This is a genomic window from Mesobacillus stamsii, from assembly GCF_030814065.1.
Taxonomy (GTDB): domain Bacteria; phylum Bacillota; class Bacilli; order Bacillales; family Cytobacillaceae; genus Mesobacillus; species Mesobacillus stamsii.
On record NZ_JAUSUN010000023.1, the window covers coordinates 18,768 to 44,919 of the forward strand.

Consider the following 26,152-nt stretch of genomic DNA (forward strand, 5'->3'; position numbering starts at 1 on the left):
CAGCCATGCATGAACCGTGTTCTAGGGGTGGCCAAATGAGAAAAATATGGATCGCTGTGCTGGCTGTAGCAATCGTGCTTGCAGGAGGATGCAGCAGCAAAGAGACAAAAAAACAAGAAATAGAGAAAGAAAAACAAGCGGAAACGGATAAAAAGGAAACAGAAGGATTGCAAGCTCAATTTCCGCTTACCGGAGTGGGCACAACAGAGATATCGTCAGACCGGGCAGTAGCAGTGGTTGTCAATAATCACCCGCAAGCAAGGCCGCAATCCGGGCTGAATAAAGCAGACGTTGTTTATGAAGTTTTGGCTGAAGGCGGCGTAACAAGGTTTGTGGCGATTTTTCAGAGTGAGAAGCCTGAAAACATCGGCCCTGTTCGCAGTGCGAGGGAATACTTCATCGATTTGGCATCGGGGTTTGACAGCTTTTTCATCGCCCATGGTTACAGTCCTGAAGCGAAGGAAATGCTGGAACGCGGCGAAATTGATAACATCAATGGCATGCAATATGACGGATCATTGTTCAAACGTGCTGATTTCCGCAAGGCGCCTCATAATTCGTATATAACGTATGAGAATATCGTAAAGGGTGCGGAGATGAGAGGCTATGGAATGGACAAAGCGCCTGAACCTGCAGTATTCTTGAGCGGCAAGGAAGCAGAACTGCTCGAGGGAACTCCGGCGGAAGACTTCATGGTATCCTATGGTTCGCCGTCTTTCGATGTTATTTACAAGTATAATCCGGTGGAGGCTAAGTACCACCGTTTTAATGGAAGCGAAGAAACCGTTGACTTTGAATCAAAGGGACCTATTCTACTCGATAATATCCTTATCGTCCAAATGGACCATAAAGTTGTCGACAATGCCGGACGCAGGGAAATCGACATGAACTCCGGAGGCAAGGGCTATCTATTTCAAAAAGGCAAAGTGAATGAGATACAATGGAAAAAGGAAGCTAGCAGAATCATCCCTTATAAAGATGGGTCAAAAGCTGGTTTCGTTCCCGGGAAAACTTGGATCAATATTGTCCCATCAATCAGTGATGTCTCATTCGACTCTCCACAATAAATTCCGAGTGAATTAAGGGGTAGAATATATGCAAATTGATAAATTAAGAGGCAAGGAACTCGACCAATTGTTCAAGGCGATTTTATCGCTGAAGGACCTGGAAGAAGCGTACCGTTTCTTTGATGACCTGGCAACAGTGAATGAAATCCAGTCACTTGCACAGCGTCTGGAAGTAGCCCGCATGCTTCGAGAAGGGAAGACCTACCACAAAATCGAAACAGAAACAGGCGCAAGCACTGCCACAATTTCCCGCGTCAAGCGCTGCCTGAACTATGGGAACGATGCATACGAAATGGCACTCGAACGATTGAAAGAGCAGGAAAATACTGAAAAAGCAAATTAGTTTTTCTTGAGGACGGAATCAAATAGGATTCCGTCTTTTTTAAATTATAGCACCAATGCTATAATGGGGAAATGGATAGTTAGAATGGGGGCAATTTTGCGATGTACGATGTTCGCGAGTGGAGACATGTGTTTAAACTCGACCCAAATAAGCAGATCACTGATGAAGAGTTAGAAAGAATTTGCGAGTCTGGAACTGACGCCATACTAGTTGGTGGGACGGATGGAGTCACGCTGGAAGGCGTCCTCGATTTGATGGCTCGCGTCCGCCGGTATACGGTACCATGCATTCTCGAGGTCTCGACGATCGACTCAATCACGCCGGGATTTGATTTTTATTTTATCCCGACGGTGCTAAACAGCAGCAACGCGGAGTGGATTACCGGGATGCATGTTAAAGCGGTCAAGGAATATGGCCATCTAATGGATTGGGCTGAGGTGAAAATGGAAGGCTATTGCATCCTCAATCCGGATTGCAAGGCGGCCAAATTGACCGAGGCGAAGACAGAGCTTTCAGTCGATGATGTACGAGCATACGCGATGATGGCGGAAAAAATGTTCCACTTGCCGATTTTCTATTTGGAATACAGCGGTACCTACGGAAATCCGGAATATGCCAAAGCGGCAAAGGATGTGCTCGACCAAACGGTCCTCTTTTACGGTGGCGGGATTGAGTCCGCACAGCAGGCAGTAGAAATGGCTGCCCATGCCGATGTGATTGTTGTAGGGAATATCATCTACCAAAACATCGATGAAGCAGTGAAAACAGTTGCTTCAATTAAGTCCTAATCTAGTTGAATTGTATGGTATTATCGGGTAAAATAAGAACAAGTGTTTGTATAGGTGGTGGAGAGTGTGCAGTTTTTAACGGATAAATTATTGAGTGGCCTGAATCCGGAGCAGCAGAAGGCTGTCAAGAAAGTCGACGGACCGCTGCTTCTGATGGCCGGAGCAGGCTCAGGGAAAACAAGAGTTTTGACCCACAGGATTGCCTATTTAATGGTCGAAAAAGGGGTAAATCCTTATAACATCCTGGCGATTACATTTACGAATAAAGCGGCGCGCGAGATGCGCGACAGGATTCAAAAGATGATGGGCGGAGCGGCAGACCAAATTTGGATTTCGACGTTCCATTCCATGTGTGTGCGAATTTTGCGCCGGGACATCGATCGTCTAGGCTATAATCGGAATTTTACGATCCTTGATTCAACAGACCAGCAATCGGTCATTAAGTCCATTTTGAAAGATAAGAACATGGATCCGAAGAAATTCGATCCAAGAGCGATCCTAGGGACGATCAGCTCGGCGAAGAATGAATTGATCACACCTGAAGAATATGCGAAAACAGCTGCGGATTATTTTTCACAGAAGGTCAGCGATGTGTACGAAGAATACCAGCGCAGGCTCCGCAAAAATAACGCGCTCGATTTCGATGATCTAATCATGACCACGATCACCTTATTCATCCGCATACCGGAAGTACTTGAATATTATCAGCGCAAATTTCAATATATACACGTAGATGAATACCAGGATACAAACAAGGCACAATACATGCTGGTAAAACTGCTTGCCCAGCGCTTCCAGAACCTTTGTGTCGTCGGAGACTCCGACCAATCGATTTATCGCTGGCGAGGTGCGGATATCACGAATATCCTTTCTTTTGAAAAAGACTACCCGAGAGCCAGCGTGATTCTGCTCGAGCAGAACTATCGCTCGACGAAAAAGATTTTGCTGGCGGCGAATATGGTGATCCAAAACAATATGAACCGCAAGCCGAAAAATTTGTGGACGGAAAATGCCGAGGGCAATAAAATCATGTATTACCGTGCAGATAGCGAGCATGGCGAAGCACAGTTCGTCATTGGAAAAATCCAGGAGCTGCTGCGGCAGGGCCACAAGCTGTCTGACATCGCGATCTTGTACCGGACAAACGCTCAGTCGCGCGTGATCGAGGAATCATTCCTGAAGTCCAACATTGATTACTTGATTGTCGGCGGCACTAAGTTCTATGACAGGAAAGAAATTAAGGACATCCTTGCTTACTTGCGCCTGATTTCCAACCCGGATGATGACATCAGCTTGCAGAGAATCATCAACGTTCCAAAGCGCGCAATTGGAACAACCTCGATTGAAAAAATTGCCAACTTCGCAACGATGCATGACCTGTCAATGTTCCAGGCGCTCGAGACGATTGAAATGATCGGACTCAGCCCGAAGGCGGAAAAAGCAGCGGCTGAATTCCGCACCCTGATCAGCCATTACACGCAGCAGCAGGAATACCTATCGGTTACTGAGCTGGTGGAGGAAATCCTTGATAAGACAGGCTATCGCGATATGCTTAAGGCAGAGAAATCGTTGGAATCGGAGAGCAGACTGGAAAATATAGAGGAATTTTTATCGGTAACAAAGAGTTTTGAAGCAAGCAGTGAAGATAAGAGCCTAGTCGCGTTTCTGACGGATTTGGCGCTTGTTGCCGATATCGACCGTCTTGATGATGACGGCAAACAAAAAACCGATGTTGTCACATTAATGACCCTGCATTCAGCCAAGGGACTAGAGTTCCCGGTGGTGTTCCTGATCGGAATGGAAGAGGGAGTTTTCCCGCATAGCCGTTCCTTGATGGAAGAGAATGAAATGGAGGAAGAGCGACGTCTTGCTTACGTGGGAATCACCCGCGCCGAGGAAGAACTCTTCATCACGAATGCACAGATGCGTACTCTTTTCGGCCGCACGAATATGAACCAGGAATCACGTTTTATCAAAGAAATTCCTGATGAGTTAATCGAAGATGCCGTGCCAAGAGGAAGAACATCGGCACCTGCTAGTGGGGCAAGACCAACACCAGCTAACGGAGCAAGACCAACTCCAATCCGCGGAGGGAGAAATGGCGCGGCATCTATACCTGCGCGCGGGGCTGTGACTCGACCGGCTGCCGTAGCCAGCGGCGGCGAGGGTCTCGATTGGAAGGTTGGCGACAAAGCCCAGCATGGCAAATGGGGAACTGGCACGGTTGTCAGTGTGAAGGGGTCCGGAGAAGGAACGGAGCTAGATATTGCTTTTCCGAGTCCTACGGGAATCAAACGATTGCTGGCCAAGTTTGCACCGATTACGAAGGCGTAAGTTTCTGCACCCAGTTAATATGCTCATCTTAATTATGAAAGGGCTGGATTTATGGATTTTCAAAGCGCTGAGAAAAAAGCGAAGGATTTGCAAAATCTGTTGAATCAATATAGTTATGATTACCATGTTCTTGACCAGCCGACAATTCCGGATGCGGAATACGACAGACTGTTGCGGGAACTGCTTGAAATCGAAGAACAATTCCCGGAACTGCAGACGGCTGATTCCCCGACACAGCGTGTCGGCGGCGAGACATTATCGATGTTCCATAAGGTGCAGCATACGATTCCAATGCTAAGTCTTGGGAATGCATTTGACGACCAGGAACTTCGCGATTTTGACCGCCGTGTTCGCCAGGGTGTTGGCGACAATGTATCCTATGTTTGCGAGCTGAAGATCGATGGACTTGCCGTTTCGCTTATTTATGAAGATGGCATGTTCGTCCGCGGGGCAACCCGCGGTGATGGAACAACAGGAGAGGATATTACGTCTAATTTAAGAACCATCCGTTCCTTGCCGATCCGTCTGAAAAAGCCGGTTTCGCTTGAAGTTCGCGGAGAGGCGTTCATGCCTAAGAAGTCTTTTATAGCCTTGAACAAGTCCAGGAAAGAACGCGAAGAAGAGCCATTTGCCAATCCGCGCAATGCAGCAGCAGGCTCTTTGCGTCAGCTTGATCCGAAGATTGCCGCTTCTAGGAATCTTGATGTTTTCCTTTATGGCATCGCCGATGTCGGCGATACAGGAATCCGTTCTCATAGCGAAGGACTGGATTATCTGGAGCAGCTTGGATTCAAAACAAATAAAGAACGCCGCAAGGTTGACAGTATCGAAGCGGTCATCGAGTATGTGAATGGCTGGGTCGAAAAACGCCCGGATCTTCCGTATGATATTGATGGCATCGTCATCAAGGTGGATTCACTTGACCAACAAGCTGAATTGGGAACAACGGCGAAAAGTCCGCGCTGGGCAATCGCTTATAAATTTCCTGCCGAAGAAGTTGTCACGACTTTGATGGACATTGAATTGAACGTAGGCCGCACTGGGGTTGTGACCCCAACAGCCATCCTTGAGCCTGTACAGGTTGCAGGTACAACCGTAGGCCGTGCTTCCTTGCATAATGAAGATTTAATCCGTGAAAAAGATATCAAAATCGGCGACAAGGTCGTCATCAAAAAAGCGGGTGACATCATTCCTGAGGTGGTGAATGTTCTCGTTGAGCAGCGGACAGGCAAAGAAGTAGAGTTCCATATGCCAACTCACTGCCCTGAATGCGGAAGCGAGCTTGTCCGGATGGAGGGGGAGGTCGCGCTTCGCTGCATCAATCCGAAATGTCCTGCCCAAATCAGAGAAGGGTTGATCCATTTCGTTTCCCGTGATGCGATGAATATCGACGGGCTTGGTGAACGGGTAGTAAGCCAGCTGTTTGCTCAGGAGCTGATCAAGGATGTAGCCGATATTTACAAGCTGACACGCGAGCAGCTTCTCGCCCTTGAGCGAATGGGAGAGAAGTCCGTCAACAATTTGCTGATTGCGATTGAAGCAACAAAGGCTAATTCGTTGGAAAAGCTGCTGTTCGGACTGGGGATCCGCCTTGTTGGTGCAAAAGCCGCAAAGACTTTGGCTCAGGAATTTGAAACAATCGATCAGCTTATGCAAGCATCAAAGGATGAACTGATTGCGATCAACGAGATTGGCGACAAAATGGCCGACTCCATCGTCACGTATTTTGGCAATGAAAAAGTGAAGGAACTGATCTCCGAATTAAAAGCAATTGGCGTCAATATGGAATACAAAGGACCTAAAAAAGTAACCGCGGAGGAATCAGATTCATTTTTTGCCGGTAAAACGATCGTGCTAACCGGCAAGCTGGAGCAATTGAGCCGAAACGAAGCGAAAGTAAGGATCGAGACGCTTGGCGGCAATGTAGCCGGCAGCGTCAGCAAAAAAACCGACTTGGTCATTGCCGGAGAAGAAGCCGGCTCAAAGCTTGCCAAAGCAGAGAGCCTAGGGATTGAAGTGTGGAATGAGGAGAAAATGCTGGAAGAATTAAATAAATAAGAGGTGTACATGCCATGAGAAAGCTTTCCATAGTCGCTCTATCTCTTGTCCTTTTGCTGACGGCCTGTGCCCCTAATTTTCAAAAGCAACAAGAGGTCGTCCAGAAAAAGGATGATGCTACGAAAGAAAAAGCGATTATCCCGAAATACAAAATTTCGGACAAATATTACCGTACCATCATGCCGTTCGAGCCGGGGGAAGCTCGCGGCATGGTCGTCAATAATTTGAATACTAGGTATGACATCACCGAGTTTGAAACGGGATTGATGCGGATTGCCCAAAACTCTTTTTCGACCGATCAGTATGTTTTTAAAGAAGGCCAGTACCTTGACGGTGACACTGTCTCTGCCTGGCTGGCGAGAGAAATGACGCCTGCTCAGGTAAAAGCGAAGGAAGAAGAACTGCGGGCTAAGCAGGAGAATAAAAATAAGGATGTCACAGTGGAGAATCTTGGATTGAATCCGATCGATACTGGCACAGGAGACATCAAAACTCGAAATGAAAAAAATCCTATTTATCTGGCCCATATCCTCGAGCATGATTACCTCGTCCAGTCCGGGAAAGAGGGAACATACCAGCTTGGCGGCATTGCGATCGGGCTGGCGTTGAATTCCATTCATTATTATCGTACCGAAGAATTTGGAGCTGTATACGAAAAAAACATAACCCGGTCTGAACTGGAAGCAGAAGGGAAAAAGATTGCCAAGCAAATACTGAGCAGACTCCGGAATATCGAAGAGTTAAAGAATATCCCGATTACTATTGGGTTATTTGAACAGGAAAGCCGCTCTTCCGTCGTGCCGGGGAATTTCTTTGCTTTTACAGAAGTTTCCCAAGGAAGCAATGATATCGGCAACTGGAAAGAAGTAAAAGAAGAATATATCCTGTTTCCATCTGACAAAGCGGAGAAGGAACACAGGGATGATCTGACATTTTTCGAGAATTTCAAACAGGATGTCGAAGCATACTTCCCTAACTACAATGGCGTCATTGGCAAAGGATTTTATTTAGATGGCCAGCTGCAGGAGCTGAACATCGAAATTCCTATCCAATTTTACGGAAAGGCAGAAGCAATCGGCTTCACCCAGTATGTAACCGGTCTTGTCATGGAGCATTTCCCTAACTATGTTTCCGTGCAGGTCAGCGTCTCCTCCGTCCTCGGGCAAGAGGCGCTAATTGTTAAGAAGCCGGAACAGGATGAACCTTTTGTCCATATTTATGAGTAAAAGCAAAGCAAAGAGCAGAATGGCTCTTTGCTTTTTCTGTATCGTCTAAAATCGTCGAAATAAGCAGGACTTGCTAATACGTTGGCATTGAACACTAAGAGACTCTCATGATAGAATGGAAAGGGAATGAAAACGATTTACTACATAGGAGGGGATCGAATGGTTCAGCCATACAAACACGAGCCTTTCACGAATTTTAAAGTTGATGAAAACCGTGAAGGATACTTAACAGGACTTAAGACAGTGGAAGGTTATCTAGGCAAGGATTACGATTTGGTTATTGGCGGAGAGAGAATCTCGACAGAAGCTAAAATTGTATCTTACAACCCATCCAATAAAGAAGAAGTTGTTGGACGTGTTTCCAAGGCCAACCGCGAGCTTGCTGAAAAAGCAATGCAGGCGGCTGTCGAAGCGTTCAAGAGCTGGAGAAAAGTGAAGCCTGAAACACGTGCAGATGTTTTGTTCAAGGCTGCTGCCATCATTCGCCGCCGCAAGCACGAATTTTCGGCGCTTTTAACAAAAGAAGCTGGTAAGCCATGGAATGAGGCAGATGCTGATACAGCAGAAGCAATCGACTTCCTTGAGTTTTATGCTCGCCAAATGCTGCGAATCAAAGACGGCGTCCATGTAGAAAGCCGTCCAAATGAAGACAATCGATATGACTATATTCCTCTTGGAGTTGGAATCATCATTTCGCCATGGAATTTCCCGTTGGCGATCATGGCTGGAACAACTGTAGCAGCAATCGTCACTGGAAACACAGTTCTATTAAAGCCTGCTTCGACCACACCGGTTGTTGCCGCTAAGTTTGTTGAAGTTATGGAAGAAGCAGGACTTCCTGCAGGAGTTCTTAACTTTGTACCAGGAAGCGGCGCAGAAGTTGGCGATTACCTTGTTGACCATAAAGACACTCGCTTTGTAAGCTTCACCGGTTCACGCGATGTAGGTCTTCGCATTTACGAGCGCGCTTCAAAATTGAATGAGGGTCAAATCTGGCTGAAGCGTGTCATCGCTGAAATGGGCGGCAAAGACACAATCGTTGTCGACAAAGACGCTGACCTAGAATTGGCTGCACAAGCGATCACTGCATCTTCATTTGGCTTTTCCGGCCAAAAGTGCTCCGCATGCTCACGTGCCGTCATCGTTGAGGACGTATATGACCAGGTCCTTAACCGTGTTGTTGAACTGACAAATGAGCTTAAGCTGGATGATCCTACCGACCAAAGCACATTCATGGGTCCTGTTAACGACCAAAGTGCATTCGATAAGATCATGAGCTATATTGAAATTGGCAAAGAAGAAGGACGTTTGATGACTGGCGGCGAGGGCGATAGCTCAAAGGGCTATTTTATTAAGCCAACCATCTTTGCAGACGCTGATCCAAAAGCTCGCATCATGCAGGAAGAAATCTTCGGCCCAGTTGTTGCATTCGCAAAAGCGAAGGACTTTGACGAAGCGCTTGAAATTGCGAACAACACAGAATACGGCCTGACTGGAGCAGTAATCACGCGTAACCGTGAACACATCCAGAAGGCACGTGAAGATTTCCATGTCGGAAACCTTTACTTCAACCGCGGCTGCACAGGCGCAATTGTCGGATATCAGCCATTTGGCGGTTTCAACATGTCAGGAACAGATTCAAAAGCTGGCGGACCTGACTACCTACTGCTCCACATGCAAGCTAAGACTACTTCCGAAATGTATTAACAAATAGAGCTGTGACATCCCCCTTCTCATATGAGGAGGGGGATTTTTTTAATAACAGAATTTATATGTTGACCCTTTTTTGTGAAGCCGCAGCACAAACCATTTTTAGCTTTAGAAGGAGCTAGCCCATCATTCTAAAGAGGATAGCCTAGGTCCTATTTATCCCAGTGGCAACCCTTTTAACGAACCTTATAACAAACTGAACAAGAAACCGATCACGACAATTGCCCCGATGATCATTAGAATAGTTCCTACCACAAAACATCACCTAATACTATGACTACATTGCCCCAAAAAAACCGGAAATCGGGAAAAGAGGTCACCAATGAGCTGTATTGATGCCTAAAAAATCCAAAAATCGGGAAAAGAGGTCACCGATAAGCCGCATTGGTGCCTAAAAAAACCAGAAACCGGGAAAAGAGGTCACCAATAAGCCGCATTGGTGCTCGAAAAAACCAGAAATAGGAAAAAGAGGTCACCAATAAGCCGTATTGGTGCTCGAAAAAACCAGAAATAGGGAAAAGAGGTCACCAATGAGCTGTATTGGTGCTCAAAAAAACCAAAAATCGGAAAAAGAGGTCATCAATGAGCCGCATTGGTGCCCAAAAAAACCAGAAATAGGGAAAAGAGGTCACCAATGGGTTGTTTACTAAAAATGCCTCTGAACTGGCATACACCAATGAGCACTATACTAAGTCTATTTTTCATCAAATAGGGTCTAAAGTCTCAATTTTAGAATCTTTTCAGAAAAATTCACAAAATGGTTGCATTCAAAAAATTCTGTTATATAATACTTATTAGATATATCCAATCTGTACTATAACAAAGGGGTGAAACGCAGAAAAGAAATTAATAGGAAGTATCTATCAGTCTCTCGTTTAGTAGCTGGAAAAATCGTAAATCAGGAGGAATGAAAATGACTCAAGATCGTGTAAAGCAATTGCAGGAAAGCTGGGAATTGGATAACAGATGGGCTGCGGTAGAAAGAACCTATACTGCGGAAGATGTTATCAAGCTTCGCGGTTCAATTGATATGGAATATACACTTGCACGTCGCGGTGCGGAAAAACTTTGGAAACTACTAAATGAAGAAGACTTTGTCAATGCACTCGGAGCATTAACTGGCAACCAGGCAGTGCAGCAGGTAAAAGCGGGCCTTAAGGCGATTTACTTGAGCGGCTGGCAGGTAGCTGCAGACGCAAACCTATCCGGAAATATGTATCCAGACCAAAGCTTGTACCCTGCAAATAGTGTCCCTGCGGTAGTTAAGCGGATCAACCAAGCTTTGCAGCGGGCCGACCAGATCACTTATGGCGAAGGAGACGATTCTATTGACTGGTTCGCGCCAATCATAGCGGATGCAGAAGCGGGCTTCGGCGGCCAGCTAAACGTGTTCGAATTGATGAAGGGAATGATTGAAGCGGGTGCTGCAGGCGTGCATTTTGAGGACCAGCTTTCTTCTGAAAAAAAATGCGGACACCTTGGCGGCAAAGTGCTGCTTCCAACACAGACAGCAGTACGCAATCTAATTGCTGCACGACTTGCGGCAGATGTAATGGGAACGCCAACCTTGATTGTTGCGCGAACGGATGCGAATGCAGCAGATTTGATCACAAGCGATGTCGATCAGACTGATGCCCCATTCATCACAGGCGAAAGAACTCCTGAAGGATTCTTCCGCACGAAGGCTGGTCTAGATCAGGCAATTGCCCGCGGTTTGGCGTATGCCCCATATGCTGACCTGGTCTGGTGTGAAACATCTGAACCAGACTTGGAAGAAGCTCGCCGGTTTGCAGAAGCCATCCAGGAAAAGTTCCCTGGAAAGCTGCTTGCTTACAACTGTTCGCCGTCATTCAATTGGAAAAAGAAGCTGGACGAGGAAACGATCGCAAAGTTCCAAATCGAGCTTGGGAAAATGGGCTATAAATTCCAGTTCGTTACATTGGCAGGCTTCCATGCGCTAAATCATAGCATGTTCGAACTGGCTCGCGGCTACAAAGAGCGCGGCATGGCTGCATACTCCGAGCTGCAGCAAGCCGAATTCGCAAGTGAGCAGTACGGCTACACAGCAACAAGACATCAGCGCGAAGTCGGAACTGGCTATTTCGATGATGTATCAATGGTCATCTCTGGAGGAACTTCCTCAACGACTGCGCTAAAAGGGTCCACTGAGGAAGCGCAATTTACTGCTTCTAGATGAATTTGTCCGTTTAACGGGTTTTCTTCAAAAGATAAGAAAAGTATAAAATTCACTACGAGAATTGTCTAGCTCCAGCGGCTAGCCCCTCGAGTCGCTAAGCTAGTGTCGCCTCCTAGAAACTCCGAAACTTCCACTCCACCGGCAGAAGCAAAAAGCGCTTCTTCCGGTGGAGTCTCCAGTTTCTGTGTTTCTGGGCAGTCGGCTATACTTATTGGTTTCGATCCGCCCAATGAAGTCAAAGACGACTTCACCGGTTGGCCCTCCGAGGCACAGGACGTGCTAGACCCGCCCGCCACGGGACTTGCGTTTTAGGCGGGCAGCGCTTGTCGGAGCTGACCAAGGCGCTTGCGCTTTTCTCATAATATCAGAATTTATATGTTGCCCCTTTTTTGCAATTGCGGGAAAATCGAGGCGTGGAGCCAAATATTCTTAAACGAATCTATTTTGTTGATAGACCAGAAGGTGAAAAACGTCTCGAGGAGTTAGCGGCAAACGGGTTGCCTAAGCGTTGAGCAATGTGCTAGTGCTGGACAAGACAAGAAACCGACGTTATTTTGACAGGTTTGGGTGCTTGGAGTGAAAAGTTGTCAAGAAAGCCCCGTTATTTTGACAGGTTCTATGTTCTTATCAAAAAAACCGATCCTGTGAGGGTTTGGGGTGAAATTATTTATTCGGATGGTGATAGGCTCGGTTACGATCGGAATAGGTTTGAGCGAAGCGAGGAGGAGGCTCGCCTGACGCCCAACGGAAAGTGAGTGTCTGGAGTAGAAATCGATTATCCGCCAAACCCAAAAAAGGACCGGGCGCAGTTTGCCCGGTTTTTCTCATCCCTGGGTCATTTAACTCAGGGATGGATTTACCATTTGATTTTTTACCTTGCATTCTCCTATTTGTGTCCTTCTCTTCGATGCGAAGAGAAGGTTTTTTTTGCCCTGAAATAGGTTAACCTTAAACTAGCACAGACAAATGGGCGCGAACATACATAATATTAGCCAAGGTTTTATTTACGATTCAATCAATGACGAAACGCAAAAACCGAAAAACTGTCGAGAATCGATGTGTGGGAAAGCAGGGGTTTCGCTCAATAGCACACAAAGAGGTAAGATGATACAATAAGTTGGAGGTGGACCAATTGAGCAATAGCAAGATGGATGATTATTTGCAACAAGGGATCCATGGTGCAAAGCAGACAAAACCTGATGAGCGAAGAAGGTTTCTGACAACTCTTCGGGAAAGGGTGGTCATCGCGCTTACACAAAGAGAAGTGATCCGAAATGGCGTTGAACCAGAGGTGGAACAGCTGATGGATCAAAATCAAGATGCCCATCTGTTTTTAAATGGCAATCTCTCCTATCCATATTTATCAGAATATATTAAGGCGGCAGAGAAGCGCGGGATCGAGTTTACGATCGTGACCAACAAGGAGTATGACTCCGAGTTGGGGCTAGTTTTAGCGCATGATTATGCGATCGATAAGGAAGATATTTATCTCAGTAAAAAGAAACCAATGCCCAAAACTGCTCCAGTCAAGAAAAAAGGATTCTTTTCTCGATTATTCAGCAAATGAGCAAGCCAGTTAATCTAGGCCTGCTCCTTTTTTTGTCTAGGAAAGAAATAAAGAGTTCCAGTACTAGGTGCTTCGTGTAAAAATAGTACAAACGGCAAGGCTTATATTGCTTTAAGGACGAAAACTTTGCTATGATGATTATTATTGACTGACGATTGAACATGGAGGTGCTTTTATGTCAAGGATTTCAGAAGGTCAGGTGAAACATGTCGCACACCTGGCAAGATTGGCGATTACGGAAGAAGAGGCGCAATTGCTGACAGACCAGTTGGATAAAATCATTACATACGCAGAACAGTTAAATGAGCTAAATACGGACAATGTTGATCCGACTGCTCATGTGCTGGAAATAAAGAATGTGATGCGAGAGGATCGTGCCCAAAAAGGACTGCCACGGGAAGAGGTTTTAAAGAATGCACCGGAACACCAGGATGGGCAGGTAAAAGTACCTGGAATTATTGAGTAGGAGGATCGACGATGAGTTTATTTGAACATAAGATTTCGGAACTTCATAAGCTTTTACATAAAAGAGACATAAGTGTTTCCGACCTGGTTGACGAATCATACAAGCGAATTGGCGAGGTCGAAGGCAAGGTGCAGGCGTTTTTAACCTTGGATGAAGAAAATGCCAGAACAACCGCAAAAGCATTGGATGAAAAGGCCGTGCAAAACGCTCCAACGAGTAAATTATATGGCCTGCCAATTGGAATAAAGGACAATCTTGTAACAAATGGTCTGCGTACGACGGCAGCAAGCAAGATTCTCGAAAACTTCCATCCTATTTATGATGCAACGGTAATCCAGAAGCTTAAACAAGCCGAAACCGTGACAATCGGCAAGCTGAACATGGACGAGTTCGCGATGGGATCATCGAATGAAAACTCAGGCTTTCAAAAAACACTCAACCCATGGGATTTGGACCGCGTACCTGGTGGGTCTTCAGGCGGTTCAGCTGCATCAGTAGCAGCAGGGGAAGTACTGTTCTCTTTGGGTTCTGATACAGGTGGATCCATCCGCCAGCCGGCATCGTTTTGTGGAGTGGTAGGCATGAAGCCAACATACGGACTTGTTTCCCGTTTCGGATTGATCGCGTTTGCGTCTTCTTTGGACCAGATCGGCCCGATTACACGAAATGTAGAAGACAATGCCTATTTGTTAACAGCAATCGCTGGCTACGATGAGATGGATTCAACTTCTGCAAAAGTCGACGTACCAAACTATATTGCTTCCCTAAATGGCGATATAAAAGGGTTGAAGATCGCAGTACCAAAGGAATATCTTGGTGAGGGTGTGAACGAAGAGATTCGCAAGTCTGTGATGGATGCTCTTGCAGTCCTGGAAAAACTAGGAGCAACATGGGAAGAGGTTTCCCTGCCGCACTCCAAGTATGCTCTGGCTACTTATTATCTATTGTCCTCTTCCGAAGCGTCCGCGAACCTGGCGCGCTTTGATGGCGTTCGCTACGGTTATCGGACACCAAACGCAGAGAATCTGATCGAAATGTATAAAAAGACTCGAGCAGAAGGCTTCGGCGAGGAAGTGAAACGCCGGATTATGCTTGGGACTTTTGCGCTTAGTTCTGGATATTATGATGCTTATTATAAAAAAGCGCAGAAAGTCCGAACACTGATCAAGCAGGACTTTGAAAAAGTATTTGAACAATATGATGTCATTGTAGGACCGACAACGCCTACGCCTGCATTTAAATTCGGCGAGAATACGAGCGATCCGCTGACAATGTACGCAAACGATATTTTAACGATTCCGGTAAACCTAGCTGGCGTTCCAGCCATTTCGGTTCCATGCGGATTCGACCAGGGGCTGCCGCTTGGTTTGCAAATTATTGGCCGTCATTTTGATGAAAGCACCGTGTATAAGGTAGCCTATGCTTTCGAGCAGGCGACATCATTCCATAAACAACAACCTGAGCTATAAAGGGGTGAAACAGATGAAGTTTGAAACGGTAATTGGCCTTGAGGTCCATGTGGAATTAAAAACAGAGTCTAAAATCTTTTCGGCAAGTCCGAACCAATTTGGTGCCGAGCCGAATACAAATACAAGCGTGATCGATCTCGGGTATCCGGGGGTACTGCCGGTCTTAAATAAGAAAGCAGTCGATTACGCTATGAAAGCGGCTATGGCTTTGAACTGTGAAATTGCAGAGCATACGAAATTTGATCGCAAGAACTATTTTTACCCGGACAATCCGAAAGCCTATCAGATTTCCCAGTTTGATAAGCCGATCGGGGAAAATGGCTGGATTGAAATAGAAGTCAATGGCTATAAAAAGAAGATTGGCATCACGCGCATCCATATGGAAGAGGATGCCGGAAAACTAACTCATGGAGACGGCTATTCATTAGTGGACTACAATCGTCAAGGAACGCCGCTCGTGGAGATCGTATCGGAACCCGATATACGCACGCCGGACGAGGCATATGCCTATCTTGAAAAGCTGAAGTCCATCATCCAATATACAGGCGTATCGGATTGTAAAATGGAAGAAGGCTCCCTCCGATGTGATGCGAATATCTCCATCCGTCCTGTTAGCCAGAAGGAATTTGGCACAAAGACAGAGCTGAAAAATTTGAATTCCTTTAACTTTGTGCGCAAAGGGCTTGAGTATGAGGAAAAGCGCCAGGAACAGGAAATCCTTGCTGGCCGCAAAATTCAGCAAGAGACAAGGCGATATGATGAAGCCACGAACACGACACTGCTTATGCGCGTGAAAGAGGGATCAGATGATTATCGCTATTTCCCTGAACCTGACTTACCTGATCTTTACATCGATGAAGAATGGAAAACAAGAGTCCGTGCAGAAATTCCAGAACTCCCTGACGTGCGGAAGAAGCGATATGTCGAGGAAATGGGGCTGCCGCCTTATGATGCTGAAGTGTTGACTGTTTCGAAGGAAATGGCTGATTTCTTTGAATCATCAGTGCGAGCAGGTGCAAACCCTAAGCAGGCATCCAATTGGCTGATGGGAGAGGTTTCAGCTTATCTGAAATCCGAATCGAAGGAGCTTCATGAAACAGCACTGACATCTAAAACACTTGCCGACTTAATCGGCCTGATCGAGAAAGGCACGATCTCTTCCAAGATCGCCAAGCAGGTTTTCAAGGAATTAATCGAAAATGGCGGTGAGCCGGAGCAAATTGTCAAGGAGAAGGGTCTTGTGCAAATCTCTGACGAAGGAGAGCTGCTAAAAATCATTACTGAAATCATCGATGCCAATCCACAATCTGTTGAAGACTTTAAAGGTGGAAAGGACAAGGCAAAAGGTTTCCTTGTCGGTCAAATTATGAAAGCGACAAAAGGGCAGGCGAACCCGCCATTAGTTAATAAACTGCTGGTGGAAGAACTGAATAAAAGATAATAGCGAAAGCTGGCGAATCAATCGCCAGCTTTCTTGTCGTTATTTCCCGAGAAATGATGTCGAAATTACCCAACAAACTTTCTAACTTGATTCTATTTTTTTATAGAATAAGAAAGTAGAAAAGTTGTTTGAGAACTGTCCAGCTCCAGCACTAGTCGGTACACGTACACACCAAGGCACTTGCGCTGTTCTTTATTGACAGGTTCAATGTTCTTATCGAAAAAAACCCAATCCTATGAGAAGGTTCGGGTTGAAATTCTTTATTTGGATGGTGAAATGACGAAATGTCGGTGTACCTCGGTGCCATCGGAATACGTTTTGATTATTTTATTCCGATTTTAAGTTCTCTACACTCTGATTAAATTCCTTTTCTATCTCCGGGTTTGTCTTATAAGTAACCAGGCTGACGACGATGGATACAATCAGATTGATCAGGAAGCCAGGGACGATTTCATACATGGTGTCGCTCAGACCGGTATAGCTCCAGATGACGACGGTGGCTGCGCCGGCAACCATCCCGAATATCGCTCCCCAGTTGGTCATCTTACGCCAGTACAGGCTTAGCAGGATGATCGGTCCGAACGCTGCACCGAAGCCTGCCCATGCGTATGCCACCAGTCCAAGAATGGTATCGTTCTGAGCCCATGCAAGCGCAGCGGCTACGATTGCTACTAAGAGCACAGCCAAGCGTCCGAAAAATACATATTGCATATCGGATTTCTCTTTTTTGAATAAAATTTTGTATAAATCTTCCGTAAGGGCGCTGGATGTAACAATCAACTGAGAAGAAATCGTGCTCATGATCGCAGCCAGCACCGCAGCCAGCATGAATCCAGCAAACAATGGATGGAAGAAGATTTGCCCGAGCACAATGAAAACTGCCTCAGGGTTATCCAGTTTCACATCTGGGTTCTGATTGAAATAAGCAAGACCGACAAGAGATGTTAGAACAGCCCCAATTAAGGAGAAAATCATCCAGCCCATTCCGATTCTTCTGGCACTTTTTATTTCTTTTATCGATGTAATCGCCATAAAGCGGGTGATGATATGCGGCTGGCCAAAGTAACCAAGCCCCCATGCGGAAGTGGAAATGATCCCGAGTACGGTAGTCCCTTTAAATAAATCAAGCAAGGAAGGATCAATTGACCGGATTGTGTTGAACGTCTCGGCAGTTCCGCCTGTTTTTGAGAAGCCGATGATCGGTACAAGCAGCAGAGCGAGGACCATCATCATTCCTTGAATGAAGTCGGTGTAGCTTACCGCGAGGAAGCCACCAAATAAGGTATAGGCTACGACAACAACGGAAACAAGCAGCAAGCCGGTATGATAATTAAGGCCGAAGGAACTCTGGAAGAACACGGCACCGGCGACCATACCAGAGGAGACATAGAAAGTGAAAAATAGTAGAATAACAATGCCGGAGATAATTCTTAAAAGCTTTGTATCATCTTTAAAACGGTTTTCAAGGAAGCTTGGGATGGTGATCGAGTCATTCGCTACAAGTGTGTAGGAACGAAGTCGAGGCGCAACATACAACCAGTTCAGGTATGCACCTACCGTAAGGCCAATCGCTATCCATGCATTCGCCAAACCACTAACATAAATTCCTCCTGGAAGACCCATCAAAAGCCAACCGCTCATATCGGCTGCTCCGGCACTAAGTGCGGTGACTGCTGGACCGAGCGATCTCCCGCCCAGCATGTAGTCTGTCAGATTGGCTGTCTTTTTGTAAGCATACCAGCCGATATAGAGCATCACGGCCATGTAAATTCCAATCGCGATAATTTGATACATTTCATTGGACATCATCTTTCCTCCTTTATTTTTGCTAATAAAAATAAAAAAATATTGCAAATACATGTAATATTCTATCATTTTTTCCGAAAAATTAACACTCTATTTTTCTGCAAAAAAACTATTTGGTTCATAGTGATTTTCTCTATTACTATACTAAATTGATGTTAGCGTTTTTTAGGAGGAATGCGATCTCGGCCTTTCTTATCAGTGATCTTCGGTTCACTGCCATTAAAGAAATTCTGGATGTTTGACCGGTGCAAGAAAAGTAACAAAATAATAAATGCAGTAAAAATAAGTGGTTCTTCGATGTTCGGTGAGAAGAATGAATAAATAAGCATCGCAATTCCAACTGAAATAGAGCCGATAAATACATATTTGGTCAAAAGAATAACGGTGAAAAAGGTAAGATAGACGGCCAGGAACATGCCGACATCAGCAATCAGTAGCACACCTGCTGTTGTTGCGATTGCTTTGCCGCCGCGAAATCCGGCAAAAATTGGGAAGCAGTGACCGATGACCGCAATTAATCCCGCATACAAAGATTCGACTGGGACATTGAAAATCAACGGAAGGGAAGCTGCCAGCATTCCTTTTCCCCCATCAATCAGCAGGACAATGATCGCAGCCTTTTTGCCCATCACTCGCAGTGTATTCGTGGCACCAGGATTTTTGCTGCCGTGGTTCCTAATATCGACTTGGAAAAAATATTTTCCCATCCATAAGGCTGTTGGAATCGAGCCAATCAAATAGGCAGCTAGGACCATCATCCAAATCATGAAACATCCCCCTTTTTCCCGTATAGATATTTAAAAGATATTGCCAATAAATGTAATCGCTCTCTTTGTATTGTACGGAAAAAAGAATAAAATGGAAAGAACATTTCTGGAGTGCTTTTTTGGCAAATAGTTTTGAAGTAGCTTATGATAGATCTGGTAGTGCCTCAGTGATTGCTTGGACGAGAAATATGAGCTATGATGTAAAATGATGGAACAAAATTAAAAACCAAGGTAAATAGGATGATGGGTATGAAAAGAGCAAGAATCATTTATAATCCGACTTCCGGACGGGAAGCTTTTAAAAAGCATCTTGCTGATGTTTTAGTGAAACTAGAAAATGCCGGCTATGAAACCTCTTGCCATGCAACAACAGGGGAAGGGGATGCGACGCATGCAGCGAGGATTGCAATCGAGCGGCGCTATGACCTGGTGATTGCAGCTGGCGGTGACGGGACGATCAATGAAGTGGTCAATGGCATTGCTGACCAGGAATACCGCCCGAAAATTGGTGTCATTCCAGTAGGTACAACGAATGACTTCGCCCGTGCACTGCATATTCCTCGTGATATCGATGCGGCAGTCGACATCATTGTAAATGGCGAAACGATCCCGGTGGACGTGGGCCGGATTAACGATAGATATTTTATTAATATTGCAGGCGGCGGCAGGATGACTGAGCTGACATACGAAGTTCCAAGCAAACTCAAGACGATGCTTGGCCAGCTCGCGTACTATTTAAAAGGAATAGAGATGCTGCCATCCATCCGTGCGTCCCATGTGACGATAGAGTACGATGGCAAGTTGTTTGAAGGCGAAGTGATGATGTTTCTCGTCGGACTTACAAACTCAGTCGGCGGCTTTGAGCGCCTTGCCCCTGATTCATCGATCAATGATGGCTTGTTTTCGCTGTTAATATTAAAAAAGACAAGCCTGGCTGATTTTATCAGGATAGCTTCGCTGGCAGTGAGGGGCGAACACATCTATGACCCTGGGGTGATCTACACACAAGCAAATCGGATCAAGGTGCAGGCGAAAGAAACGGTGCAGTTGAATCTGGACGGCGAATATGGAGGCAATCTTCCAGCTGAATTCGAAAATTTGTACAGGCATATCGAAGTTTACGTCCCGCTTGATGAAATCCGTCCTGAAGATCGTCCGGAGAACCTCGAAAGGAAGTTTATAGCAGAATGAAGAAACGGGGGAAAGGTGCTTCCCTCTGTCCCTTCGAGGGCTCGATTGGTTAGATGTGAATGCGGCATCATTGAAATAGATCAGTGCATCAGCAAAGACAAATCAGATGCAGTAATTTGGGGGTTTTTTTTTGAGTACGAAATTTATAGATGACAGCTTAATGCTCCATACGGACTTATATCAATTAAACATGATGGAAACTTACTGGCGTGATGGCGTTCACAATCGCCGGGCGGTTTTTGATTTGTTTTTCCGCAAGCTTCCTTTCGGCAATGGTTATGCGGTTTTTGCCGGGCTGGAAAAAGTCATTCATTATATCGAGAACTTTGGCTTCACAGAAAGCGATATCCAGTATTTAAGAGAGGAAGGGGAATTTGGAGAGGATTTCCTAGCCTTTTTACAAGATATGAAATTCACTGGTTCGATCCGTTCGATGCAGGAAGGGGAAATTGTTTTTGCCAATGAACCGCTGTTACGGGTGGACGCTCCGCTTGCCCAAGCGCAGTTAATCGAGACGGCGCTGCTGAATATCGTCAACTATCAGACACTGATTGCAACAAAAGCCTCGCGTATCAAGCAGGTCGTGAAGGCTGAGGTGGCGATGGAGTTCGGTACGCGCCGCGCACATGAACTGGATGCGGCGCTCTGGGGCACTCGTGCTGCCTATATTGGAGGATTTGACTCGACAAGCAACGTACGTGCAGGCAAGCTTTTCGGTATTCCAACTGCTGGAACCCACGCGCATTCCATGGTTCAGGCGTATAAGGATGATTATACCTCCTTTAAAAAATACGCGGAAACCCATAACGATTGCGTATTCCTCGTCGATACTTACGATACGCTCAGATCGGGTGTGCCGAATGCAATCAAGGTCGCTAGGGAATTTGGCGACAAAATCAATTTTATCGGAATTCGTCTAGACAGCGGCGACCTTGCTTATCTTTCAAAGGAAGCGCGCAAGATGCTGGATGAAGCTGGTTTTAAGCAAGCGAAAATTGTCGCTTCCAGCGATCTGGATGAATACACGATAATGAACCTGAAAGCCCAGGGGGCTAAGATCGATATTTGGGGAGTCGGCACCAAATTGATCACCGCTTATGAACAAGCAGCGCTCGGAGCTGTTTATAAAATTGTTGCAGTGGAGCAGTCTGATGGAAGAATGGAGGACACCATCAAAATTTCCTCCAATCCTGAAAAAGTCACCACACCGGGAATTAAAAATGTATACAGGATCATCAATAATATCAATAATCGTTCTGAAGGGGATTATATTACCCTGGAGGATGAAAATCCGCAGCAGGAAAATCGCCTGAAGATGTTTCACCCTGTCCACACTTTTGTCAGCAAATTTGTCACTAATTTTTCAGCACGTGATTTGCATCATGATATATTTACGGATGGCCAGCTTGTGTACAATCAGCCAAGCCTGGAGGAAGTCCGCAAGCATTCGACATACTGCCTCGGTGTGCTTTGGGAAGAATACACACGTATGCTCAATCCAGAAGAATATCCGGTTGACCTCAGCCAAAAATGCTGGGACAACAAAATGCGCAATATAGAAGAAGTGAAAGAAAAGATCGCGAAAATGACTGGTGAGAGTATGTAAGGGTATATGCTGCTTCCTGAGGGAGGCAGCTTTTTCCTTTTAAGGCAGGGGCATTTTTGCTTGTTTTCTGGTACAATGAAAGAGTATTTCCTCAGCCAATCCACATTTTTTCTCACTGAAAGGAGCCCACAAATGCTGCAAAAAGCCATTGAATTATTGCAAAAATATTTTGGTTATACGACATTCCGCCGAGGTCAGGACGAGGCGATCGCCTCCGTGTTGGATGGGAAAAGCACGGTCTGCGTTATGCCAACCGGCGGCGGAAAGTCAATTGTTTACCAAATTCCTGCTCTTGTGATGCCGGGAACGACTCTCGTTATTTCCCCGCTGATCTCGTTGATGAAGGATCAGGTAGATACGCTCAGCCAACTCGGTATTCCAGCTGCCTATATCAATAGTTCGCTGACTACCCGCGAAGCTGCATCAAGGATGAATGATGCTAGGAATGGAAAGTACAAGCTGCTGTATATTGCACCCGAACGCCTTAGTTCCTGGGAATTCATTCAAGATTTGCAGGAAATGGACATTCCGTTGATCGCGGTCGATGAAGCGCACTGTATTTCCCAGTGGGGCCATGATTTTCGCCCAAGCTATCTGCAGATTTCCGGGCTTGTTGACCGTCTGCCGCGAAAACCGATTGTACTGGCCTTGACGGCTACCGCAACCCCAAAGGTCAGGGAAGATATTTGCTCCTCGCTAAAAATAGACCCTAATCGTACCGTGATTACCGGGTTCGAGCGCAGCAACCTGAGTTTTTCTGTTGTTAAAGGACAAGATCGCCAAGTCTTTTTAAAAGATTTCATCAAAAAGAATGAAAAAGAAGCAGGGATCATTTATGCGGCGACACGCAAAACGGTTGACCAGCTTTATGAGTGGCTGCACAAGGAAGGCTTTCATGCTGCCCGCTACCATGCTGGCATGAATGATGAAGACCGGACTCGTGAACAGGACCGCTTTTTACAGGACGAGGCCACAGTAATGGTCGCGACATCGGCGTTCGGAATGGGAATTGATAAGAGCAATATTCGATACGTCCTCCATTTTCAGCTGCCTAAGAATATGGAAAGCTATTATCAGGAAGCTGGCCGTGCCGGTCGGGACGGCCTGAACAGCGAATGTGTCTTGCTGTATTCCTCTCAGGATGTCCAGGTACAGCGCTTTTTGATTGACCAATCAGCGGATCGCGAACGAATAGCACCTGAACTGGAAAAACTGCAGCAAATGGTCGGGTACTGCCACACCGAGGAATGCTTGCAATCCTATATCCTCCATTATTTTGGCGAAAGGGAAACGGAACCATGCGGCCGCTGCGGAAATTGTACGGACTCACGTGAAACGGAAGACGTCACAAAGGATGCCCAAATGGTGCTGTCCTGCATCATCAGGATGGGGCAGAAGTACGGGAAAGCGATGACGGCGAATGTTTTGACTGGATCGCGAAATAAAAAGGTGACCGAGCTGCGCCTCGATAAACTGCCGACGTACGGATTGATGAAAAACCGCAGTTCCAAACAGGTGAACGACTTGATCGAGTTCCTGATTTCGCAGGAATTAATTGGCGTCGAGCACGGAACCTACCCAACCATCTATGTCCCTGAAAAGGGGAAGGGTGTATTGCTCGGCAAGACAAAGGTGTTTAGGAAGGAAGCAGTTCGAGTCAAGCAGGTTTCAAACGATGACCCGTTATTTGAAGAACTGCGAGAGCTACGGAGAGAAATTGCTTCAGCCGAAAAAGTTCCGCCATTTGTCATTTTCTCCGATTCTTCTTTGAAGGATATGTGCCTGAAGCTGCCGCTGACGAATGCGGATTTTCTTAATGTAGCTGGCGTCGGAGAGCACAAGCTGCAGAAGTACGGGGAACCATTCATTCAACGGATCATCGAATTCTGCAAGGAATATCCAGAGCGTCAGCCTGTGATGAATGCCGTTGTCGAGGGCGGAAAGAAACCGGCGAAAAAAGCCGTTGGCGATTCTCATCTTGAAACCTACAAGCTGCATCAGTCGAAACTGTCAGTTGCTGAAATTGCCGCGAATCGCGAACTTGCGGAAAGTACCATCGAAAATCACTTGATTCAATGTATCCAGCAGGATATGGAAGTTGACTATAACGTGCTGATTCCAGCTAAGTTAATGAACGACCTCGAGCAGGCCGTATCTGAAGCCGGCCGCGACAAACTCAAGCCAATCAAGGAACTCCTTCCCGATCATATCAGTTATTTTATGATCAAAGTCTTTTTATACATGTCTAAAAAGAAGGTACATTAAGAGAGACGCAGCTTAGTTGTCCAGTTCCAGCGTTAGCCCATTCGAGACGCACAGTACAATGATAGTTGCAGACTGTGCCTTTCGCAATCATACAAGCAATGTGATAAACTCTGACTTAGCTAATTCACAGCAAAGGACGGAAATGATGAGCAAAACAATCCCGGTTAAAAAGAATGATTATCTAGAGGTTGAGTTTGAAGATTTGACGCATGACGGGGCTGGTGTCGCAAAGATCGATGGCTACCCGATTTTCGTGCAGGGCGGTCTCCCCGAAGAACATGCGAAAATAAAAGTGACCAAGGTGAACAAAGGATACGGCTTCGGCCGGCTGATAGAGATTCTTGAACAAAGTCCATTCCGTGTTGAATGTCCGGCTGAGGATGCCCATAAGTACGGAGGCTGCCAGCTTCAGCATATTAGCTATAAAGGTCAGCTTAAGTATAAGGAAAATATGGTGAAGCAAGTGCTGACACGGATTGGAAAGCTTGAGGATGTTGTGGTGCACCCGATTATCGGGATGGACAACCCGTGGCATTACCGAAACAAAGCCCAAGTGCCAGTTGGGGAGAAAGACGGCAAGCTGATCGCCGGCTTTTTCAAGCCGCGCAGCCACGAGATCGTCGATACTAACGAGAGCCTGCTTCACCTTCATGAAATAAATGAGGCGATCAAGGTGGTAAAAGAAATCGCCAGTGAGCTTGGAATCCAGCCTTATCAGGAAGAATCGCACAAAGGTGTACTACGCCACATCATGGCCAGGTATGGCAGACAAACCGGTGAGTTGATGGTTGTTATGGTAACGAGGACAAATGAGCTTCCTCAGCGCGCGAAACTGGTTGAAGAGATCATCGAGCGGCTTCCTAAGGTAAAATCAATCGTTCACAACAGTAACTCAAAAAAAACAAATGTCATCATGGGCGATCAAACAGAGGTCCTCTGGGGCAGCGAAGTCATCTATGACTACATCGGAGACATTAAGTTCGCCATCTCTGCGCGTTCGTTCTATCAGGTCAACCCTGAACAAACAAAAGTACTCTACGACAAAGCGCTTGAGTACGCCGAGCTGACAGGCGAAGAATCCGTCATAGACGCCTATTGCGGCATCGGCACCATCTCGTTATTTTTAGCACAAAAAGCCAAAAAGGTATTCGGAGTCGAAATCATTCCCGAAGCCATCGAAGACGCAAAGCGAAATGCCCAACTAAACGGCATCACAAATACCGAATTTGCAGTCGGCGAAGCAGAAACAGTCATACCTGCCTGGTACAAAGAAGGCAACAGCGCAGACGTCTTAGTAGTAGACCCACCGCGCAAAGGCTGTGACGAAGCACTCCTGCAAACCATCATCGACATGAAACCGAAGAAGATAGTGTACGTCTCATGCAATCCAGCCACCCTCGCAAGAGACCTGCGAATCCTGGAAGAAGGCGGGTTCAAAACCCTGGAAGTACAACCGGTTGATATGTTCCCGCAGACGACGCATGTTGAAACAGTTGCACTGTTGGAGCGAAAATTGTAACTAAAAATTAAACTCCCTAACCCGTCACAATAAACTCTTCCGATTTCTCCATCCAGTGAGAAAAAAGATTACGGAAAAAAGCGTGAGAAAACCAGGGCTATCCCATACGGGATAAGCCTTTCTTCTTTTTGCGGTCTCGGAAAACTTTTTTCGAGTTGGAGAAAAAGCGTGAAAAAAAGTGGGGGAAAAGCGTGTGAAAAAGTGTGGAAAAAGGGGAAAATAAGGGGGAAGAGCGGGATTTCGGAAAACTTTTTTCGAACTTGGAAACGGTGGAATGCGGGTTGGGGTGGGGTGAAAGTTGATAGACTTTTTTGCGTGAGGCCATAGTAGAC

General features: G+C 46.0%; 19 protein-coding genes. 16 read left to right on the forward strand and 3 right to left on the reverse strand.

Features of this window, described 5'->3' with window-relative positions:
* Nucleotides 1-35 precede the first annotated feature (35 nt).
* The 8 genes from J2S25_RS15455 to aceA all read left to right on the forward strand — a co-directional run bounded on the left by J2S25_RS15455 (nucleotide 36) and on the right by aceA (nucleotide 11,723).
* Nucleotides 36-1,067 carry a DUF3048 domain-containing protein gene (locus J2S25_RS15455; RefSeq protein ID WP_307192314.1) on the forward strand — a complete coding sequence of 344 codons (1,032 nt, stop codon included), beginning with the start codon at nucleotides 36-38 and terminating at the stop codon, nucleotides 1,065-1,067.
* A gap of 28 nt (nucleotides 1,068-1,095) precedes the next feature.
* On the forward strand, nucleotides 1,096-1,410 hold the full coding sequence (locus tag J2S25_RS15460; protein WP_307192315.1) for a YerC/YecD family TrpR-related protein: 315 nt from the start codon (nucleotides 1,096-1,098) through the stop codon (nucleotides 1,408-1,410).
* 101 nt (nucleotides 1,411-1,511) lie between these two features.
* Nucleotides 1,512-2,198, forward strand: a complete 687-nt coding sequence (pcrB, locus tag J2S25_RS15465) for a heptaprenylglyceryl phosphate synthase (protein ID WP_307192316.1) — start codon at nucleotides 1,512-1,514, stop codon at nucleotides 2,196-2,198.
* 66 nt (nucleotides 2,199-2,264) lie between these two features.
* Nucleotides 2,265-4,532 (forward strand): DNA helicase PcrA, encoded by a 2,268-nt coding sequence (gene pcrA / locus J2S25_RS15470; RefSeq protein ID WP_307192317.1) that lies wholly within the window; start codon nucleotides 2,265-2,267, stop codon nucleotides 4,530-4,532.
* Between the two features lie 51 nt (nucleotides 4,533-4,583).
* On the forward strand, nucleotides 4,584-6,590 hold the full coding sequence (gene ligA / locus J2S25_RS15475) for an NAD-dependent DNA ligase LigA (RefSeq protein WP_307192318.1): 2,007 nt from the start codon (nucleotides 4,584-4,586) through the stop codon (nucleotides 6,588-6,590).
* 14 nt (nucleotides 6,591-6,604) lie between these two features.
* Nucleotides 6,605-7,816, forward strand: a complete 1,212-nt coding sequence (locus J2S25_RS15480; RefSeq protein WP_307192319.1) for a CamS family sex pheromone protein — start codon at nucleotides 6,605-6,607, stop codon at nucleotides 7,814-7,816.
* 159 nt (nucleotides 7,817-7,975) lie between these two features.
* Nucleotides 7,976-9,523 (forward strand): L-glutamate gamma-semialdehyde dehydrogenase, encoded by a 1,548-nt coding sequence (gene pruA, locus J2S25_RS15485; protein ID WP_307192320.1) that lies wholly within the window; start codon nucleotides 7,976-7,978, stop codon nucleotides 9,521-9,523.
* 916 nt (nucleotides 9,524-10,439) lie between these two features.
* Nucleotides 10,440-11,723: an isocitrate lyase gene (gene aceA / locus J2S25_RS15490; RefSeq protein ID WP_307192321.1), complete on the forward strand. Its 1,284-nt coding sequence runs from the start codon at nucleotides 10,440-10,442 to the stop codon at nucleotides 11,721-11,723.
* A gap of 65 nt (nucleotides 11,724-11,788) precedes the next feature.
* Here the strand turns inward: aceA and J2S25_RS15495 are convergent, their stop codons facing one another.
* On the reverse strand, nucleotides 11,789-11,974 hold the full coding sequence (locus J2S25_RS15495; protein ID WP_307192322.1) for a hypothetical protein: 186 nt from the start codon (nucleotides 11,972-11,974) through the stop codon (nucleotides 11,789-11,791).
* An 872-nt stretch (nucleotides 11,975-12,846) separates the two neighbouring features.
* On the opposite strand from J2S25_RS15495, the gene J2S25_RS15500 reads away from it, so the two are divergent.
* The 4 genes from J2S25_RS15500 (at nucleotide 12,847) to gatB (ending at nucleotide 16,666) form a co-directional block, all read left to right on the forward strand.
* Nucleotides 12,847-13,290 (forward strand): YueI family protein, encoded by a 444-nt coding sequence (locus J2S25_RS15500; protein ID WP_431305961.1) that lies wholly within the window; start codon nucleotides 12,847-12,849, stop codon nucleotides 13,288-13,290.
* A 175-nt stretch (nucleotides 13,291-13,465) separates the two neighbouring features.
* A complete protein-coding gene (gatC, locus tag J2S25_RS15505; RefSeq protein WP_307192323.1) occupies nucleotides 13,466-13,756 on the forward strand; it encodes an Asp-tRNA(Asn)/Glu-tRNA(Gln) amidotransferase subunit GatC in 291 nt (96 codons plus the stop codon).
* An 11-nt stretch (nucleotides 13,757-13,767) separates the two neighbouring features.
* Nucleotides 13,768-15,225: an Asp-tRNA(Asn)/Glu-tRNA(Gln) amidotransferase subunit GatA gene (gene gatA, locus J2S25_RS15510; protein WP_307192324.1), complete on the forward strand. Its 1,458-nt coding sequence runs from the start codon at nucleotides 13,768-13,770 to the stop codon at nucleotides 15,223-15,225.
* A gap of 13 nt (nucleotides 15,226-15,238) precedes the next feature.
* Nucleotides 15,239-16,666 (forward strand): Asp-tRNA(Asn)/Glu-tRNA(Gln) amidotransferase subunit GatB, encoded by a 1,428-nt coding sequence (gene gatB / locus J2S25_RS15515; RefSeq protein ID WP_307192325.1) that lies wholly within the window; start codon nucleotides 15,239-15,241, stop codon nucleotides 16,664-16,666.
* 327 nt (nucleotides 16,667-16,993) lie between these two features.
* On the opposite strand, the gene putP is transcribed toward gatB, so the two are convergent.
* Together putP and plsY are read right to left on the reverse strand one after the other, a co-directional pair.
* Entirely contained in the window at nucleotides 16,994-18,472 is a 1,479-nt protein-coding gene (gene putP, locus J2S25_RS15520; RefSeq protein ID WP_307192344.1) for a sodium/proline symporter PutP, read from the reverse strand.
* Nucleotides 18,473-18,627: 155 nt separating this feature from the next.
* Nucleotides 18,628-19,239: a glycerol-3-phosphate 1-O-acyltransferase PlsY gene (gene plsY / locus J2S25_RS15525; protein ID WP_307192326.1), complete on the reverse strand. Its 612-nt coding sequence runs from the start codon at nucleotides 19,237-19,239 to the stop codon at nucleotides 18,628-18,630.
* Between the two features lie 249 nt (nucleotides 19,240-19,488).
* Here plsY and J2S25_RS15530 point away from each other — a divergent pair, with 249 nt between their 5' ends.
* The 4 genes from J2S25_RS15530 (at nucleotide 19,489) to rlmD (ending at nucleotide 25,820) form a co-directional block, all read left to right on the forward strand.
* A complete protein-coding gene (locus tag J2S25_RS15530; protein WP_044391466.1) occupies nucleotides 19,489-20,430 on the forward strand; it encodes a diacylglycerol kinase in 942 nt (313 codons plus the stop codon).
* A 160-nt stretch (nucleotides 20,431-20,590) separates the two neighbouring features.
* Entirely contained in the window at nucleotides 20,591-22,036 is a 1,446-nt protein-coding gene (locus J2S25_RS15535; protein WP_439117504.1) for a nicotinate phosphoribosyltransferase, read from the forward strand.
* Between the two features lie 132 nt (nucleotides 22,037-22,168).
* Nucleotides 22,169-24,301 carry a DNA helicase RecQ gene (recQ, locus tag J2S25_RS15540; protein WP_307192328.1) on the forward strand — a complete coding sequence of 711 codons (2,133 nt, stop codon included), beginning with the start codon at nucleotides 22,169-22,171 and terminating at the stop codon, nucleotides 24,299-24,301.
* A gap of 145 nt (nucleotides 24,302-24,446) precedes the next feature.
* On the forward strand, nucleotides 24,447-25,820 hold the full coding sequence (gene rlmD / locus J2S25_RS15545) for a 23S rRNA (uracil(1939)-C(5))-methyltransferase RlmD (RefSeq protein WP_307192345.1): 1,374 nt from the start codon (nucleotides 24,447-24,449) through the stop codon (nucleotides 25,818-25,820).
* Nucleotides 25,821-26,152 lie beyond the last annotated feature (332 nt).

Coding starts and splice junctions, on each gene's coding strand:
- J2S25_RS15460 (WP_307192315.1), top strand. CDS start 1,096: ATGCAAATTGATAAATTAAGAGGCAAGGAACTCGACCAATTGTTCAAG.
- putP (WP_307192344.1), bottom strand. CDS start 18,472: ATGTCCAATGAAATGTATCAAATTATCGCGATTGGAATTTACATGGCC.
- rlmD (WP_307192345.1), top strand. CDS start 24,447: ATGAGCAAAACAATCCCGGTTAAAAAGAATGATTATCTAGAGGTTGAG.
- gatB (WP_307192325.1), top strand. CDS start 15,239: ATGAAGTTTGAAACGGTAATTGGCCTTGAGGTCCATGTGGAATTAAAA.
- ligA (WP_307192318.1), top strand. CDS start 4,584: ATGGATTTTCAAAGCGCTGAGAAAAAAGCGAAGGATTTGCAAAATCTG.
- J2S25_RS15535 (WP_439117504.1), top strand. CDS start 20,591: ATGCTCCATACGGACTTATATCAATTAAACATGATGGAAACTTACTGG.
- gatA (WP_307192324.1), top strand. CDS start 13,768: ATGAGTTTATTTGAACATAAGATTTCGGAACTTCATAAGCTTTTACAT.
- J2S25_RS15530 (WP_044391466.1), top strand. CDS start 19,489: ATGAAAAGAGCAAGAATCATTTATAATCCGACTTCCGGACGGGAAGCT.
- aceA (WP_307192321.1), top strand. CDS start 10,440: ATGACTCAAGATCGTGTAAAGCAATTGCAGGAAAGCTGGGAATTGGAT.
- plsY (WP_307192326.1), bottom strand. CDS start 19,239: ATGATTTGGATGATGGTCCTAGCTGCCTATTTGATTGGCTCGATTCCA.
- pcrB (WP_307192316.1), top strand. CDS start 1,512: ATGTACGATGTTCGCGAGTGGAGACATGTGTTTAAACTCGACCCAAAT.
- recQ (WP_307192328.1), top strand. CDS start 22,169: ATGCTGCAAAAAGCCATTGAATTATTGCAAAAATATTTTGGTTATACG.
- J2S25_RS15455 (WP_307192314.1), top strand. CDS start 36: ATGAGAAAAATATGGATCGCTGTGCTGGCTGTAGCAATCGTGCTTGCA.
- gatC (WP_307192323.1), top strand. CDS start 13,466: ATGTCAAGGATTTCAGAAGGTCAGGTGAAACATGTCGCACACCTGGCA.
- J2S25_RS15480 (WP_307192319.1), top strand. CDS start 6,605: ATGAGAAAGCTTTCCATAGTCGCTCTATCTCTTGTCCTTTTGCTGACG.
- pruA (WP_307192320.1), top strand. CDS start 7,976: ATGGTTCAGCCATACAAACACGAGCCTTTCACGAATTTTAAAGTTGAT.